Source organism: Propionivibrio sp. (assembly GCF_016790145.1).
Taxonomy (GTDB): Bacteria; Pseudomonadota; Gammaproteobacteria; order Burkholderiales; family Rhodocyclaceae; genus Propionivibrio.
Map to the genome: position 1 here is coordinate 18,912 of NZ_JAEUOI010000222.1, position 16,623 is coordinate 35,534.

10 protein-coding genes and 2 tRNA genes are annotated in these 16,623 nt (G+C 59.2%); 10 read left to right on the top strand and 2 right to left on the bottom strand.

Features of this window, described 5'->3' with window-relative positions; genetic code table 11:
• The first annotated feature begins 1 nt into the window (after nucleotide 1).
• The 6 genes from clpX (at nucleotide 2) to JNM42_RS17995 (ending at nucleotide 6,418) form a co-directional block, all read left to right on the top strand.
• Nucleotides 2–1,273 carry an ATP-dependent Clp protease ATP-binding subunit ClpX gene (gene clpX / locus JNM42_RS17970; protein ID WP_294273505.1) on the top strand — a complete coding sequence of 424 codons (1,272 nt, stop codon included), beginning with the start codon at nucleotides 2–4 and terminating at the stop codon, nucleotides 1,271–1,273.
• 93 nt (nucleotides 1,274–1,366) lie between these two features.
• A complete protein-coding gene (gene lon / locus JNM42_RS17975; protein ID WP_294273508.1) occupies nucleotides 1,367–3,781 on the top strand; it encodes an endopeptidase La in 2,415 nt (804 codons plus the stop codon).
• A gap of 158 nt (nucleotides 3,782–3,939) precedes the next feature.
• Nucleotides 3,940–4,212, top strand: a complete 273-nt coding sequence (locus JNM42_RS17980; RefSeq protein WP_294273513.1) for an HU family DNA-binding protein — start codon at nucleotides 3,940–3,942, stop codon at nucleotides 4,210–4,212.
• A gap of 26 nt (nucleotides 4,213–4,238) precedes the next feature.
• Nucleotides 4,239–4,314 (top strand) — tRNA-Val (locus tag JNM42_RS17985).
• A gap of 53 nt (nucleotides 4,315–4,367) precedes the next feature.
• Nucleotides 4,368–4,444 (top strand) — tRNA-Asp (locus JNM42_RS17990).
• 69 nt (nucleotides 4,445–4,513) lie between these two features.
• On the top strand, nucleotides 4,514–6,418 hold the full coding sequence (locus tag JNM42_RS17995) for a SurA N-terminal domain-containing protein (protein ID WP_294273519.1): 1,905 nt from the start codon (nucleotides 4,514–4,516) through the stop codon (nucleotides 6,416–6,418).
• A 69-nt stretch (nucleotides 6,419–6,487) separates the two neighbouring features.
• Here the strand turns inward: JNM42_RS17995 and fabI are convergent, their stop codons facing one another.
• The gene (gene fabI, locus JNM42_RS18000) at nucleotides 6,488–7,285 is read right to left on the bottom strand and encodes an enoyl-ACP reductase FabI (protein ID WP_294273522.1); all 798 of its coding nucleotides are present in this window, start codon (nucleotides 7,283–7,285) and stop codon (nucleotides 6,488–6,490) included.
• Between the two features lie 193 nt (nucleotides 7,286–7,478).
• Here fabI and JNM42_RS18005 point away from each other — a divergent pair, with 193 nt between their 5' ends.
• The 4 genes from JNM42_RS18005 (at nucleotide 7,479) to JNM42_RS18020 (ending at nucleotide 14,400) form a co-directional block, all read left to right on the top strand.
• Entirely contained in the window at nucleotides 7,479–9,659 is a 2,181-nt protein-coding gene (locus JNM42_RS18005) for an ABC transporter substrate-binding protein (RefSeq protein WP_294273525.1), read from the top strand.
• A 129-nt stretch (nucleotides 9,660–9,788) separates the two neighbouring features.
• Nucleotides 9,789–10,766 (top strand): ABC transporter permease, encoded by a 978-nt coding sequence (locus tag JNM42_RS18010; RefSeq protein ID WP_294273528.1) that lies wholly within the window; start codon nucleotides 9,789–9,791, stop codon nucleotides 10,764–10,766.
• Nucleotides 10,767–10,930: 164 nt separating this feature from the next.
• Nucleotides 10,931–12,370 (top strand): ABC transporter permease, encoded by a 1,440-nt coding sequence (locus JNM42_RS18015; RefSeq protein ID WP_294273531.1) that lies wholly within the window; start codon nucleotides 10,931–10,933, stop codon nucleotides 12,368–12,370.
• A complete protein-coding gene (locus JNM42_RS18020) occupies nucleotides 12,367–14,400 on the top strand; it encodes an ABC transporter ATP-binding protein (RefSeq protein WP_294273534.1) in 2,034 nt (677 codons plus the stop codon). Before JNM42_RS18015 ends, JNM42_RS18020 begins: the two co-directional genes overlap by 4 nt.
• Nucleotides 14,401–14,691: 291 nt before the next feature.
• Here JNM42_RS18020 and JNM42_RS18025 read toward each other — a convergent pair whose 3' ends face one another.
• Complete coding sequence (locus JNM42_RS18025) at nucleotides 14,692–16,458, bottom strand: LysM peptidoglycan-binding domain-containing protein (RefSeq protein WP_294273537.1); 1,767 nt, start codon at nucleotides 16,456–16,458, stop codon at nucleotides 14,692–14,694.
• Nucleotides 16,459–16,623 lie beyond the last annotated feature (165 nt).

The window sequence follows — 16,623 nt, forward strand, 5'->3', positions numbered from 1 at the left end:
GATGGCTGAAAAGAAAAGCGGCAGCGAAAAATTGCTCTATTGTTCATTCTGCGGCAAGAGCCAGCATGAGGTGAAAAAGCTCATCGCCGGGCCGTCGGTGTTTATCTGTGACGAGTGCATCGAGCTGTGCAACGATATCGTTCGCGACGAGATTTCCGCCGACCAGGGCGGCAAGGTCGCCAAGAGCGATCTGCCGACACCGAAAGAGATTTCAGGCTTGCTTGATCAGTACGTGATCGGGCAGGAACCGGCCAAGCGGATTCTGTCGGTGGCGGTGTATAACCACTACAAGCGGCTGCGTCATCGCGGCAAGGCAAACGACGACATCGAACTGGCCAAGAGCAACATTCTGCTCATCGGGCCGACCGGTTCCGGCAAGACGCTGCTGGCGCAAACGCTGGCGCGCATGCTCAATGTGCCTTTCGTGATGGCCGATGCAACGACGCTGACCGAAGCCGGTTATGTCGGCGAAGATGTCGAGAACATCATCCAGAAACTGTTGCAGAAGTGCGATTACGACACCGAAAAAGCACAGCAGGGCATCGTCTATATCGACGAGATCGACAAGATTTCGCGCAAGTCGGATAACCCCTCGATTACGCGCGATGTGTCAGGCGAAGGCGTGCAGCAGGCCTTGCTCAAGCTGATCGAAGGAACGGTCGCTTCGGTGCCGCCGCAGGGCGGGCGCAAGCATCCGAATCAGGATTTCGTGCAGGTTGACACGACCAATATTCTCTTTCTTTGCGGTGGTGCCTTCGACGGACTGGAGAAAGTCATCCGCAATCGCTCCGAGCGCGGCGGCATGGGCTTTGGCGCCGAGGTGAAGAGCAAGGATGACAAGAAGGCGATCGGCGAAGTGTTGCGCACGGTCGAACCTGAAGACCTGATCAAATTCGGTCTGATACCCGAACTGATCGGCCGTCTGCCGGTGATTGCCACGCTGGAGGAACTATCCACCGAGGCCCTGGTACAAATTCTCATCGAACCGAAGAATGCTCTTGTCAAGCAATATCAGAAGCTGTTCTCGATGGAAGGCGTCGAGCTCGAAATTCGTCCGGCCGCGATGACCGCCATAGCCAAGCGTGCGCTTGAACGCAAGACCGGCGCGCGCGGCCTGCGTTCGATTCTTGAATCGGTGCTGCTCGATACCATGTACGAACTTCCGGGCATGGAGAATGTCTCAAAGGTGGTCATTGACGAGAACATGATCAGCAGTGATGCCAAGCCGATTCTGATCTACGCCGATCAGCCCAAGGTTTCGGGTTCCAACTGATTTCCAACTGAAGCGTGTGGCCGCCACCTGCGGCTTGAAATATTGCTTCATGCCCCCATTTCGGGAATTGAATCTCACCAATCGAGCAAATTGATGCCCACCAATCTTCCCCTCTCTGCCGAGCCCGTTGAACTGCCCTTGCTGCCCCTGCGCGACGTGGTGGTTTTTCCGCACATGGTGATCCCGCTCTTTGTCGGGCGGCCCAAGTCGATCAAGGCGCTTGAAGTCGCCATGGAAGCCGGCAAGGCGATCCTGCTGGTCGCGCAGAAGTCGGCCGTCAAGGACGAGCCCGAAGCCGAGGATCTTTACAGCATCGGCTGTGTGGCCAATATTCTGCAAATGTTGAAGTTGCCCGACGGCACCGTCAAGGTACTGGTCGAGGGCACGCAGCGTGCGCATGTTGACTCTATTGAATCCCGCGATGAAATGTTTGTCGCTTCGGCGCGTCCGCTGGCAGAAGAAGACGGGGTCGATCACGAAGTCGAAGGCCTGCGCCGCGCGGTGATCTCGCAGTTTGACCAGTACGTCAAGCTCAACAAGAAAATTCCACCGGAAATCCTGACCTCGATTGCCAGTATCGAAGAAGCCGGTCGCCTGGCCGACACCATCGCTGCACACTTGCCGCTCAAGATTGAGCAGAAGCAGGAAGTGCTTGAGATGTTCGGGATTCGCCCGCGTATCGAGCAACTGCTCTCACAACTTGAAACTGAAATCGACATTCTGCAGGTCGAGAAGCGCATCCGTGGTCGCGTCAAGCGCCAGATGGAAAAGAGCCAGCGCGAGTATTACCTCAACGAGCAGGTCAAGGCGATTCAGAAGGAATTGGGCGAAGGCGAAGAGGGAGCCGATTTCGACGAACTTGAAAAGAAGGTCAAAGCCGCCGGCATGAGCAAGGAAGGTCTGACCAAGGCGCAGTCGGAACTCAAGAAACTCAAACTGATGTCACCGATGTCGGCCGAAGCCTCCGTCGTGCGCAATTTCATCGAGACGCTGATCAACCTGCCGTGGCGCAAGAAGACGCGTATCAGCAAGGATCTGGCCGAGGCCGGCAAGGTTCTCGACCGGGATCACTGGGGACTGGAGAAGGTCAAGGAACGCATCATCGAGTATCTCGCCGTGCAACAGCGCGTGGACAAGTTGAAGGCACCCATTCTCTGTCTGGTCGGGCCTCCGGGAGTTGGCAAGACTTCCCTTGGCCAGTCGATCGCCAGCGCGACCGGGCGCAAGTTCGTTCGCATGAGCCTCGGTGGCGTGCGTGACGAAGCCGAGATTCGGGGTCACCGTCGCACCTACATCGGTTCGATGCCGGGAAAGATCCTGCAGAACATGACCAAGGTGGCGGTCAAGAATCCGCTTTTCCTGCTCGACGAAGTCGACAAGATGGGCCAGGACTTCCGTGGCGACCCGAGTTCGGCGCTGCTCGAGGTGCTTGATCCCGAGCAGAATTCAACTTTCGTCGATCACTACGTAGAAGTCGAATACGACCTCTCGGAAGTAATGTTCGTGGCCACGGCCAATACGCTGAATATCCCGGCTCCCCTGCTTGATCGAATGGAAGTGATTCGCCTCTCCGGGTACACCGAGGACGAGAAGATCAACATCGCCCATCGATATCTGCTGCCCAAGCAGATGAAGAGCAACGGCCTGAAAAAGACCGAGCTGACGGTGGCCGAAAGCGCCTTGCGGGACATCGTTCGCTACTACACCCGCGAAGCCGGGGTGCGTGCTCTTGAGCGGGATATCTCGAAGATCTGCCGCAAGGTCGTGAAGACCCTACTGCTCAAAAAGAGCCAGAAGCGGCTTGCGGTCAGTGCGCGCAATCTAGACAAGTTCCTTGGTGTTCGCCGTTACAATTTCGGCATGGCCGAACGTGAAAACCAGATCGGGCAGGTTACCGGCCTGGCATGGACCGAAGTGGGCGGCGAGTTGCTGACCATCGAAGCGGTCGTGCTGCCCGGCAAGGGCAAGACGATTACCACCGGAAAGCTCGGTGAGGTGATGCAGGAATCGATTCAGGCCGCATTGTCGGTGGTCAGAAAGCGCTCACGCTCATTGGGCATTGCCGACGATTTTTATCAGAAGAGCGACATTCACATTCACTTGCCGGAAGGTGCCATTCCCAAGGATGGTCCTTCGGCGGGGGTCGGTATCTGCACGGCGATGGTCTCGGTGCTGTCGGGTATACCGGTGTGTTGCGATGTGGCGATGACCGGCGAGATAACCTTGCGCGGCGAAGTCCTGCCGATTGGCGGGCTCAAGGAAAAACTCCTGGCCGCTGTACGTGGCGGCCTCGGACGTGTGCTGATTCCCGAGGAGAATGTGCGGGATCTCGCCGAGATTCCGGACAACATCAAGAACAAACTGGAAATCATCCCGGTCAAGTGGATTGATCAGGTGCTTGAACTGGCGCTTGAGCGTTTGCCTGTGGCCTTGCCGGAAGAAGAAACCACGCCCGCAGTTGGTGCAGGAAGCGAGAACGCGTCTGCACAATCCATCGTTACCCATTGATTAAATATAAAAGTACGATTGAATAAAACTTACGGCATGCTTACACCTTTTCGGGTGCAGCGAAATCTTCCAGAATCCCCTTGACACAAGGTTTTCAGCCTTGTTATAAGAGCGGTACAGGGCTTCCTGTTCTTCCATAATCAATCCAAGGGGACATCGTGAATAAATCTGAAATGATTGATCAAATCGCCAAGTCTGCTGATCTGTCCAAGGCTGCCGCCGGTCGCGCACTCGATGCAACCATTGCTGCCGTGAAGACCTCCCTCAAGAAGGGTGGCATGGTAACACTGGTTGGATTCGGGACTTTTTATCTGAGCAAGCGCGCGGCCCGGAGTGGACGTAACCCGCGCACTGGCGCATCAATCAAGATCAAGGCAGCAAAAGTGCCGAAGTTTCGCCCTGGCAAAGGCCTCAAGGATGCTGTAAACTGACAGGCTTTGTGCTTCAGTAGCCGTTTGGGTGCTTAGCTCAGTTGGTAGAGCGCTAGCCTTACAAGCTGGATGTCGGCGGTTCGAGCCCGTCAGCACCCACCAGAGATGTAGATCAATGTGCTTTCTTTCGTAAAATATTTCCTGATGACACCTTGGGAGTGGTAGTTCAGTTGGTTAGAATACCGGCCTGTCACGCCGGGGGTCGCGGGTTCGAGTCCCGTCCACTCCGCCACTACCGGAAGGCGAACGAGAGTTCGCCTTTTTTGTTTTGATATTCCAATTGACCTAGCGGGCAATCACCATGTTCGACGCCATACGCAACAACAAGAAAATCGTTCAAATATTTCTTGCGCTCATTGCTTTGCCATTTGCCTTCTTCGGTGTTGATTCCTACGTCAGGAACTCGGGGGCGGGGAGTGACCTGGCCAGCGTCGGTGATACGAAAATCACCATTCCCCAGTTTGAGCAGGCCTTGCGTGAGCGCCAGGATCAAATGCGTCAGGCGCTTGGCGCAAATTACAAGCCGGAAATGATGAATTCGCCTGAAGCGAAGCTGGCTGTCCTTGACTCGCTGGTTGATCAACGCCTGTTGCTGCTTGAGGCGGGAAAGAACCGCTTGCAGACCAGTGACGATGTCTTGCGCGAAGTCATCAGCAAAATCCCCTCGCTACAGGAGAACGGTCAGTTTTCAATGGAGCGCTACGAATCGGCATTGCGTGCCCAGGGCATGTCACGGCCGCAGTTCGAGGCCAGACTGCGACAGGATTTGACGCTTCAGCAACTGATCGGGGCCGTCGGCGATGCAGCTTTTGTTTCACAGACCCAGGTAGATGCCATGTTGCGCATGCAGTCCGAGGAGCGCCAGTTCAGCGAGTTCCGGATTGCTCCCGAGCAATTTGCCGACAAGGTCAAGATCGAGACCTCGGCGGTGCAGAATTTCTACGAAGACAACAAGGCCCTGTTCGAAGTGCCGGAACAGGTCAAGGCCGAGTATCTGGTATTGTCGCTTGACACGATCCTTGGGCAGGTCACGCTCGCTGATGGCGAGGTCAAGGCCTGGTACGACAGCCACAAGGAGCGCTACGAGCAGGCCGAGGAGCGGCGGGCTAGCCATATTCTGATCATGACCGATGCGGACACGGACAAGAAAAAAGCAAGAGCCAAGGCGGAAGAAGTGCTCAAGGAGGTAAACAAATCACCCATGAAATTTGCCGAACTGGCCAAACAGTATTCGCAGGACCCCGGCTCCGCCGAAAAGGGCGGTGACCTTGGTTTCTTTAGCCGCGGCATGATGGTCAAGGCCTTTGACGACAGCGTCTTCAAGCAGAAGGAAGGTGAGATTTCCGGTCTGGTGCAATCCGAATTCGGCTATCACATCATCAAGGTTACCGGCATCAAGGCCGGCAAGCTGCGTTCGATCGAGGAGGCTCGCCCCGAAATCGAGGCGGAACTGAAACGTCAGGCCGCTTCGCGAAAATTTGCCGAGGCGGCCGAGGTGTTCACCAACATGGTCTACGAGCAGTCGGACAGCCTGCAGCCGGTGGCCGAGAAGTTCAAGCTGAAAATCCAGCAGTCCGCCTGGTTGCCAAAAAAACCTGATCCGAAAGTCATGGCCACACTCGGACCATTGGCCAACGAAAAAATACTCTCCGCGCTCTTTGCCGAGGATGCCGTGAAGAACAGGCGAAATACCGAAGCCGTCGAAATTGCGCCTAACACGCTGCTCGCCGCGCGCGTGCTTGAGTACGTGCCGGCGGCCAGCAAGCCATTCGATACCGTCAAAGCCGATATAGAGAAGCTGCTGAAGTTGCGGGAAGTAGCCGCACTGGCCAGGAGTTCCGGCGAAGCCAGGCTGGCCGAGTTGAAAAAAGGTGGCGAGGACAAACTGGCCTGGTCGCCGGTCAAGAGCGCTTCACGCATGCAGAGTCGCCAGTTGCCACCGGCGGCCTTGCAGGCCCTGTTCAAGGCCGATGTCCAGAATCTGCCGGCGTATGTCGGCGCCGGGGATGACGGCAGCTACATGCTCTACAAGATTGTAAAGGTCAGCCATCCGGAAAAAATCGATGAGAAAGCGCGCCATGAGATGCAGCGTGAATATGGTGCGCTGGTTGGCCAGGAGGAATTGGCGGCGTATCTTGCTGGACTGCGCATGCGCTACAAGATCAATATCAACACGGCAGCACTAGCCTCAAAAGAGCGACAGTAAAAAAACTGGAGCACGATACAAACCTACCAACGCCGGCGGGAAAAATCGCCGGTTTCGTCTTGATAAATCTCAGGGCAGAGGATCGGCGTTGCCGAGTGCGGTGGTATTCAGTCCGCCATCGACGTACATGATTTCGCCGGTAATGGCACTGGCCAGATCGGAGAGCATGAACGCTGCCGCGTTCCCGACTTCGTCGATCGTTATGTTGCGCCGCAAGGGGGCATTGTGGGCGTTATAGGCCAGCAGTTTGCCGAAATTGCCGATGCCGGAAGCCGCCAGCGTCTTGATCGGACCGGCTGAAATGGCATTGGCGCGAATGCCCTGGGGCCCGAGGCAGAAGGCCAGATAGCGCGTCGCCGCTTCGAGGCTGGCTTTGGCCAGCCCCATGGTGTTGTAGTTCGGCATGGTGCGCTCCGCACCCAGGTAGGAAAGCGCAAGCACGGCCGCCTTGTTGCCTTTCAGCAGCAGTGGGCGTGCGGCCTTGACCAGTGCCGGATAGCTGTAGGAAGAAACATCGTGGGCAATGCGGAACGATTCGCGCGAGATGCCGTCGAGAAAGTCACCCTCGATGGCCTCGGTGGGGGCATAAGCAATCGAATGCAGCAGCCCGTCAAGGCCTTGCCAGTGTGTCGCCAGATCGGCAAAGAGTTTGTCGATCTGGGCATCGTCGGAGACGTCGCACCTGAAAACCAGGGTGCTGTCGAATTCGGCGGCGAATTTGTTGATGCGATCAAGGAAACGATCGTTCTGGTAGGTAAAGGCCAGCGTTGCACCTTCACGATGGCAGGCCTTGGCGATGCCGTAGGCGATCGAGTGCTTCGACAGCACTCCGGTTATCAGAATGCGCTTGTCTGTGAGGAATCCCATGGGTTTTTCCGTAGCTTTACTTGTTTTTGGGTATGACGCTTAAGGTCAGCAAGAGCATGCATTATAGGTGAATTTCCCGCAAATACCGACCCTCGTTTTTCTTCGCCTCAGCTTTGTGCCTCTGCGTTGATTTTAACTTCTGAAATTGCCCGCAACCATCAAGCTTCTGCTGCTTCGCGTTACACTTCGTCCTATGTCCGTTTTCCGCCTTGCCTTTCTGTCCCTGTGCATTCTGCTTGCCGCTTGCAGCAGCGAACAGAACGACCCCTATCCGGCCAGCGAACGCGGCAAGAACATTCTCTACTCGGCATTTACCGATCGCCCCAAGCACCTCGACCCGGTGCAGTCGTACACCGAGGACGAGATCACCTTCACGGCGCAGATCTACGAGCCGCCGCTGCAATACCACTATCTGAAGCGCCCCTATGCGCTGATTCCATCAACCGTCGAGCAGGTTCCTGAGCCGCTCTATCTTGACGCCAGGGGCAAGGCGCTGCCGGCCGATGCAGCAGCGGAAAACATTGCCTACAGCGTCTACGAGATCCGCCTGCGCCCAGGAATCCGCTACCAGCCGCATCCGGCGTTTGCCGTCGATGACAGCGGCCAGCCGATTTATTCCGGTACTGATCCAGGCAGTCTGCGCGGAATCGAGACGATTGCCGATTTCGCGCATACGGGAACACGCGAACTGCTTGCCGACGACTACATCTACGAGATCAAGCGGCTCGCCCATCCGCGCCTGCATTCGCCAATCTTCGGCATGATGGCCGAACGCATCGTCGGTCTGAAGGAGCTTGGCGAAGCGCTGCAACGCGAAGCCAAAACCCTGCCTGCCGGCGACTGGATCGACCTTGACCGCTTTGCGCTTGAAGGTGTCACGCGCGTCGACCCTTATACCTTCCGCATCAAGGTGCGCGGCAAATATCCGCAGTTCCTGTACTGGCTGGCGATGCCCTTTTTCGCCCCGGTGCCGCGCGAGGCTGACCGCTTCTACGCGCTGCCGGGGATGGCCGAAAAGAACCTCACGCTCGACTGGTATCCGGTCGGTACCGGCCCCTTCATGCTCACCGAGAACAACCCGAACCGGCGCATGGTGCTGGAACGCAACCCCAATTTCCACGGCGAAACGTATCCGTGCAGCGGCGAACCCGAAGACCGGGCGGCCGGCCTGCTCGACGACTGCGGCAAGGCGCTGCCGCTGATCGACAAGGCCATTTACTCGCGTGAGAAGGAAAGCATTCCCTACTGGAACAAGTTCCTGCAGGGCTACTACGACGCCTCGGGTATTTCGTCGGACAGTTTCGACCAGGCGGTACGCGTCAACGTCGGCGGCGACGTCATGCTATCGGACGAAATGCGTGGCAAGGGAATCCGCCTGCTGACCAGTGTCCGTGCCTCGACGTATTACATGGGCTTCAACATGCTCGATACCGTCGTCGGCGGCAATGACGGGAAAAACGCTGAACGCAACAGCAAGCTGCGTCAGGCGCTGTCGATCGCCATCGATCAGGAGGAGTTCATCTCGATCTTCATGAACGGGCGCGGCATCGCCGCGATGAGCCCCTTGCCGCCCGGTATCTTCGGGTTTCTTGAAGGCGAGGCGGGAATCAATCCCGTGGTCTACGCCTGGGTCGATGGCCGGGCGCAGCGGCGACCGATCGAGTTGGCGAAAAAACTGCTGGCCGAAGCCGGCTGGCCCGATGGCCGTGACGCCAAAAGCGGCGAACCGCTGGTGCTCAACCTCGATACCACGAGCGGCGGCATGGGCGACAAGTCGCGGCTCGACTGGCTGACGCGCCAGTTTGCCCGACTCGACATCCAGCTCGTCGTGCGCTCGACCGACTTCAACCGCTTTCAGGAGAAGCTGCGCAAGGGCGCAGTGCAGCTCTACTATCTCGGCTGGAATGCCGACTATCCCGACCCGGAAAACTTCTTTTTCCTGCTCGCCGGTTCCGAAGGCAAGGTCGCGCATGGCGGCGAAAATGCATCGAACTACGACAGCCCCGCCTTCAACAGCCTGTTTGCCGAGATGAAGAACATGGAAAACTCTCCCCGGCGGCTGTCGATCATCACCCGCATGAACCGGATTTTGCAGGACGATGCGCCATGGATTTTCGGCTTTCACCCGAAGAGCTATACGCTGGGCCAGTCCTGGCTGCATAACCGCAAGCCGACCGATGTCGGCAACAACATCCTGAAGTACCAGCGCATTGATGTGGCCGAGCGCGAAAAGCGGCGGCGGGAATGGAACGATCCGGTACTCTGGCCGCTGGCGGTCGGTGCACTACTGCTGGTATCGGTTTTCCTGCCGGCAGTGATCAGCTATCGTCGCCGCGAACGCGGCACGGCACGCAGCCAGGGAAAGGTAGATTAAATGAAGAATCGTCATTCCGGGCTTGACCCGGAATCCAGAAATGTCAGGCGACTGGATTCCAGCTTGCGCTTGAATGACGGCGTTCCGAATCAATTGGTTTCTTGATGACCGAAAACTAGAATCCCTTCCATGCTCGCTTACCTCCTGCGCCGGTTGATATATGCCATTCCGATCCTGATCGGTGTCAATCTCATCACCTTTGCGCTGTTCTTCGTCGTCAATACGCCCGACGACATGGCGCGCATGCAACTCGGGGTGAAGCGCGTCACGCCCGAGGCCATTGCCAAGTGGAAGGCCGAGCGCGGCTACGACAAGCCGCTGCTCATCAACGCGCAGGCCGAAGGCGCCGGGGTGCTGACCGACACCATCCTGTTCACCAAGTCGGCGCGCATGTTTGTCGGCGATTTCGGACGCGCCGAGGACGGGCGCGACATCGCCAGGGAAATCACCTCGCGCATGGGACCGTCGCTGGCCATCGCGCTGCCGACCTTCATCCTCGGCCTGTTCGTGACGATCAGCTTTGCCCTGCTGCTGGCCTTCTTCCGCGCCACTCCGCTCGATTTCTGGGGCGTCGTGCTGTGCGTGGCGATGATGTCGGTTTCCGGGCTTTTCTACATCATCGGCGGACAGTATCTGATCAGCAAGCTGTGGCGACTGGTGCCGATCTCGGGTTTCAGTGGCGGTCTGGATGCCTGGAAGTTCCTGCTGCTGCCGGTGCTGATCGGCGTCATTTCCGGCATCGGTACCTCGGCGCGCTGGTACCGCACCATTTTTCTTGAGGAAATCGGCAAGGACTATGTGCGCACGGCGCGCGCCAAGGGGCTTTCCGAACTGACCGTACTCTTCCGTCATGTGCTGCGCAACGCCATGATACCGATCCTGACCGGCGTCGTCGTCGTCATCCCGCTGCTCTTCATGGGCTCGCTGCTCACCGAGTCCTTCTTCGGCATTCCGGGGCTCGGCAGCTATACCATCGACGCCATCAACGCGCAGGATTTCGCCGTGGTACGCGCCATGGTCTTCATCGGCTCGGTGCTTTACATCGTCGGTCTGATCCTCACCGACATCTCCTATACCTTCGTCGATCCGAGGATACGCTTTGAATAAACACAACATCTACCGCAAAGACGCAAAGGGCGCGATGGCTTCGCAAAGAAAGGCATTCAAAAATTCGCATGGGTCTCTCGACTTGACCTTGCTCTGCCTTTCTTTGCGATCCCTATGCCGCTTTGCGCCTTTGCGGTGGACGTACTCGTTCTGATGCGGCCTCCATGAGTTTCCTCCCCGTCATCCTCTGGTCCGACGTGCTGATCTGGCTGCTGGTGGTGGCCGCGATCGGGCTCGGCGTCCTGTCGTCGCGCAGCCCGCCCTTGCGTGCGGCCTGGCAGCGGGTTGGGCGCAGCCGACCGGGAATGGCGGCGGCGACGGTGCTGATCGCCTTCGTGCTGGTCGGCCTGCTCGACTCTATTCATTTCCGGCCCCGCCTCGAAAGCCGGGAGAACGGGGACGTCGGACAACAGCCGTTGGCCTATGCCATTGAAGTGTTATCGCTGCTCGATGCCGTGGCGGCGCCGCTGCGCACGCGCAACGAAAAAACCTATTCCGAACCCCTGGCGACGCGCGCCTACGCCAAAGAATCGATCGATGTGCGCGATGCCGATGGCGTCATGAGGCAGAGTCGCGATTTCCCGCGCCTGAAGCACGGCGGTGCGCATCTGGGCGATAACGAGGTTCAGCGCAATGCCGATGTCGGCCGTCGCGTACTGGTCGCCGTAGCGCTTGGCGGCGTGCTGTGGGGGAGCATGGCCCTGGGCTGCGCGTATTGGCTGGCGCGCCGCGAGGCCTGCCTGGTGCGCAAGGTGTGGCGCGGTCTGTGGCGTGGCCACACGGATTTTGCCTGGAATGCCGTGCTCGCCGCACTGGGGGTGCTGATGCTTCTGACGATGGTGCTGCTGGCGCTGTGTGTCGATTACCACGTGTTCGGTACCGACAAGGTCGGGCAGGACGTCTTCTATCAGGTGCTCAAGAGCGTGCGCACGGCGCTGGTGATCGGGCTGGTGACGACGCTGGTGATGCTGCCGCTGTCGATCCTGCTCGGCATCCTGGCCGGCTATTTTCGCGGCTGGGTCGATGACCTGATCCAGTATCTCTACACCACGCTCAGCTCGATTCCCGGCGTGCTGCTGATCGCCGCAGCCGTGCTCATGATGCAGGTGGTCATCGATACCCACCCGCAATGGTTTGCCACTGCCGCCGAGCGCGCCGACCTGCGCCTGCTGGCCCTCTGCTTCATCCTCGGCGTAACGAGCTGGACCGGTCTCTGCCGCCTGCTGCGCGGCGAGTCGCTCAAGCTGCGCGAGCTCGAATACATCCAGGCCGCGCAGGCCTTTGGCGTTTCCGACCTGCGCATCATCCTGCGTCACATCCTGCCCAACCTGATGCATATCGTGATCATCGCGCTGGTCATGGATTTTTCGAGTCTGGTGCTGGCCGAGGCGGTGCTCTCCTATGTCGGCATCGGCGTCGACCCGACAATGATCAGCTTTGGCACGATGATCAACAACGCACGCATGGAGCTGGCGCGCGAGCCGATGGTCTGGTGGTCGCTGGCGGCGGCTTTCGTTTTCATGTTCACGCTGGTGCTGGCTGCCAATATGCTTGCCGACGCCGTGCGTGACGCCTTCGATCCCCGACTGGCGGGGGCGGCATGAGCGGCGGCGAACTGATTCTGAGCGTGCGCGGCCTGCGCATGGGCTTTGCCAGCGGCTTTGCGCGCACGCGAACGGTGCTGGCGGCGGTCGACGTCATCGACTTTTCGCTGCGCGCCGGTGAGACGCTGGCGCTGCTTGGCGAGTCGGGCTGCGGCAAGTCGGCCACCGCCCTGTCGCTGCTGCGTCTGCTGCCGGCCGCCGGGCGCATTCTCGGCGGCGAGGTGAACTTTGCCGGCCGCGATCTGTTGCAGTTGCCCGAATCCGAAATGCGCACTGTGCGCGGCGGCGGCATGGCGATGATCTTCCAGGAGCCGGCGACCAGTCTCAACCCGGTGCTCACCGTCGGCCGGCAGATCGGCGAGGTCCTGGAGCGCCATGTGGCGCTCACCGGCGCAGCGGCGCGCCAGCGCGCGCTCGAGCTGCTCAATGCGGTCGGCATTGCCGACGCGCAGCGCCGTCTCGACGAGTTCCCGTTCCAGCTCTCCGGCGGCATGAAACAGCGCGTGATGATTGCCGTGGCGCTGGCCGGCAACCCGCGCCTGCTGATTGCCGACGAGCCGACAACGGCGCTCGATGTCACCATCCAGGCACAGATTCTCGATCTCTTGCGCCGCCTGCAAGCCGAGCGCGGGATGGGCCTGTTGCTGATCACCCATGACCTCGGCGTCGTCGCGCAGATGGCGCATCGCGTCGGTGTCATGTATGCCGGTGAGATCGTCGAGGAAGCGCCGCGCTACACCTTCTTTGCCGCGCCGCTGCATCCCTACACGCAGAAACTGTTTGCCGCGCTGCCCGATATGTCACGGCGCGGCGGGCGGCTGGAAACGATCGCCGGTCAGGTGCCGGCGCTGTCGGCGATGCCGAGCGGCTGCCGCTTCGCCGAACGCTGCCCGTACGCCTGGGCGCGCTGTCGCGACGAATCGCCGGGCTGGCATGACGCCGGAGGCGGACACCGCGTGCGCTGTCACCTGCTCGCCGAGCCAGGCCGGGCGCTCGTCAGTCAAGCAAAGGCCGATGCGCCTGCTTCACCACGCCTTACTCCAGACGCCTCAATCCTCACCGTAGAAAATCTACTCGTCCACTTCCCGATCCGGCGCGGTGTCCTGCAACGCACCGTGGGCCATGTCAGGGCCGTCGACGCCGTTGCGCTGGAACTGCTGCGTGGCCGCACGCTGGCGCTGGTCGGCGAGTCGGGTTGCGGCAAGACCACGGTCGGCAAGGCGATCCTGCAACTGATCCAGCCCACTGGCGGCAGCGTCCGGCTTGAGGGGCGCGAGCTCAACGGCCTCACGCGCAGCGAACTGCGTCCGCTGCGTCGGCGAATGCAGATGATTTTTCAGGATCCGTTTGCCTCGCTCAATCCGCGCTTTTCAGTCGGCGAAATCATCGGCGAAGGCATGAGTGCGCTCGCTGTCAAAGCGCAGGATAAGGTCACGGACAAGAAAGTGGCCATCGCCGCGTTGCTGCAACAGGTCGGTCTCGACCCGGCCTCCGCGTTGCGCTATCCGCACGAGTTCTCCGGTGGCCAGCGGCAGCGCATCGCGATTGCCCGTGCGCTGGCCGTACAGCCGGAACTGATCGTTTGCGACGAACCTACTTCGGCGCTCGACGTCTCGGTACAGGCGCAGATTCTCAATCTGCTCAAGACGCTGCAGGACGATCTCGGACTGGCTTACCTGTTCATCACCCACAACTTCGCGGTGGTCGAGTATCTGGCGCATGAAGTGGCGGTCATGTATCTCGGCCGCATTGTCGAGCGCGGCCAGGTGGATGAAGTGCTGCGTTCGCCAAAGCACCCGTACACGCAGGCGCTGCTTTCCGCCGTACCCAGCCCGCGCCTCGCAGAGAACAAAACTTCGCAGCCGGAATTCATCCGGCTGGCGGGAGAAACCCCGTCGCCGGCCAATCCGCCAGGCGGCTGTCACTTTCATCCGCGTTGCCCGCAGGCCAGCGAAGCCTGCCGCGCCAGCTATCCCGAAACGAGCCGCGTGACGGCGTCCCATACGGTACGTTGTCACCTGTATCGGTAATTTCGCGCTGGGCAGGATGCTGCGCTACGCCGGCAATCCGGCTATGAATTTCAAGGTGGAAGCCGGTATCCAGTGTCTTGATTTTTCTGGATTCCGGCTTCCGTCGGAAAGACGTTTTTACACTTGTTCAGCGGCTCCCTAAGTGCTTTCCAGCCAAGAGCACTCACATGCAAACCGTCAACATGCTGCAAGCAAGTCCGTAGGTCGGGTTAGCCCAACGGGCGTAACCCGACGTTTGACCGCACAGCGCATGATCCGCTCGCAATATCTGTTTTGAATGAACCCGGATAATCAGGGATTTTGAGAAAGCTGGATGGTCAGCGACTTGCCCGGCGTCAGTGCGTTGGGCGAGATGCGGTTCCAGCGCAGCAGATCGTCCTTGCCGACTTTGAAGTGTCTGGCAATCGAGGCCAGCGTGTCGCCGCGACGAATGGTGTAGTGGATAACCTTGGGTGATTTCTGGGCGCTGGCCAATTTTTTCGGCGAGTCAGCGGCCTTTGCCGGGCTGGCCTCGCTTTTTGCCGCCGTCTTGTTTGCCGTAGCCACCTCCAGACGGGTGCCTGCGGCGATCCTGTCGGAGCGCAGATGATTGATGCGCTTCAGGTCGGCGACTGACGTGCCGTAACGCCTGGCGATAACCGGCAGCGTTTCGCCCTTGCGCACCGTATGCGTGCGGACAGTTGCGGCACTCGCTGTACTGGACGGTGCCGGGTCTGCTTGTGGAAGTCGCGGTTGCTCGGGCAGCGCGGCCATGTTGAGTGGTTCTCCCCCTTCGTGTCCGGCGACCAGCAAGGTATGTCCCGGACTGACCTTGATGCGCCCCGTGATGCCGTTGGCTTCCCTGAGATTGGCGACCGTCATGCCAAAGCGTGGAGCGATCTTTTCCAGCTTGTCGCCCGGGCGCACGGTGTAGGACTGCCAGGAGGAAAGCGGTTTGTTGCTTTCTTCATGCGCTTCGAGATTGGTGATAAAAGTTTCGAGTTTGTGCGCCGGAATCACCATCGGCGTCTCGGACTTGATGACCGGCCGGTTATGCGCCGGGTTGAGTGCAACGAATTCCTGAACCGGCATGTCCGCCAGCCTGGCGGCAACCTTGACGTCGATATTTGAGGTTTTGGTGACGGTACCGAAATAGGGGCGGTTGGGAATCCTTGGTATTTTGAGTTCGATCAACAGGGCCGGATTGCTGAATATATTCTTCAGGGCCTGCAGCTTGGGTACGTAGTTGCGGGTTTCGCCCGGCATGGTCAGGCTCAGGTAATCGGTGGGCAGACCGAGTACCACGTTCTTGTTGACCGCCCGGCCAACGGCGCCTTCTCCCCAGTTGTAAGAGGCCAGAGCCAGATGCCAGTCGCCATGCATGTCGTAGATCGATTGCAGGTAGTCGAGTGCCGCAGTCGTTGAGGCCAGAATGTCGCGCCGCTCATCCTTCCACCAGTTCTGGTCGAGGTTGTAGCGTTTGCCGGTGGAGGGAATGAACTGCCACAGACCGGAAGCCTTGGCACGCGAATAGGCCATCGGGTTGTAGGCGCTCTCGACCATCGGCAACAGCGCCAGTTCCATCGGCATGCCGCGCTTTTCGATTTCCTCGACAATATAGAAAAGGTAGAGACTGCTGCGATCGGCCATGCGGCGCAGACTCTCCGGGCGGTTCATATACCACTGCTGGTGATAAAGAACGAGATCACTGTTGATGTCGGGCATCGAAAACCCGTTACGCATCCGCTGAAACAGATCGTCCGACTCGTAGGTCAGGTCGATGGCCTGCGCCCACTGGGCGGGCGCGGAGAGTTCGACGGTCGGCAGGCTGCCGTCGGCAGGCGTCGGTATCTGCAGAGGCGTTTGGCGCCTAAAAGTCTGTTTTGCCTGCGCCTGGCTGCCAGAGCGCGATCCGGTTGTGCCCGATTGAGTGCTGTCGGTAGCGGCTCCGGAGCCAGGAAAGGACGCCGAGGGCGAACGATCAGCTTCCTTCGTAACGCTTGCGCAACCAGCCATCAGGAAAACAATACAGGCGATACGCGCGATGCGAACTAGTACACAATTGATTCCTTGCAACATCGGTTATTCCTGTGCTTGCCCGCCTGGAGAGCGGGGCGGCAGTCCCGCACTAGCCGGGATCGCCTGATCGAATGTTCCGAATTCAAGCGCTCGATTATAGCGCACGCTCGTAAGCGCATCAGAGGCTGGCGGCAATTTCAGAGTCTTTTCAGCCGCAGGCCTCTG

What these genes read in the sequence shown, in the direction of transcription:
- clpX (WP_294273505.1), top strand. Translation starts at nt 2, where the DNA reads ATGGCTGAAAAGAAAAGCGGCAGCGAAAAATTGCTCTATTGTTCATTC.
- lon (WP_294273508.1), top strand. Translation starts at nt 1,367, where the DNA reads ATGCCCACCAATCTTCCCCTCTCTGCCGAGCCCGTTGAACTGCCCTTG.
- JNM42_RS17995 (WP_294273519.1), top strand. Translation starts at nt 4,514, where the DNA reads ATGTTCGACGCCATACGCAACAACAAGAAAATCGTTCAAATATTTCTT.
- fabI (WP_294273522.1), bottom strand. Translation starts at nt 7,285, where the DNA reads ATGGGATTCCTCACAGACAAGCGCATTCTGATAACCGGAGTGCTGTCG.
- JNM42_RS18005 (WP_294273525.1), top strand. Translation starts at nt 7,479, where the DNA reads ATGTCCGTTTTCCGCCTTGCCTTTCTGTCCCTGTGCATTCTGCTTGCC.
- JNM42_RS18010 (WP_294273528.1), top strand. Translation starts at nt 9,789, where the DNA reads ATGCTCGCTTACCTCCTGCGCCGGTTGATATATGCCATTCCGATCCTG.
- JNM42_RS18015 (WP_294273531.1), top strand. Translation starts at nt 10,931, where the DNA reads ATGAGTTTCCTCCCCGTCATCCTCTGGTCCGACGTGCTGATCTGGCTG.
- JNM42_RS18020 (WP_294273534.1), top strand. Translation starts at nt 12,367, where the DNA reads ATGAGCGGCGGCGAACTGATTCTGAGCGTGCGCGGCCTGCGCATGGGC.
- JNM42_RS18025 (WP_294273537.1), bottom strand. Translation starts at nt 16,458, where the DNA reads ATGTTGCAAGGAATCAATTGTGTACTAGTTCGCATCGCGCGTATCGCC.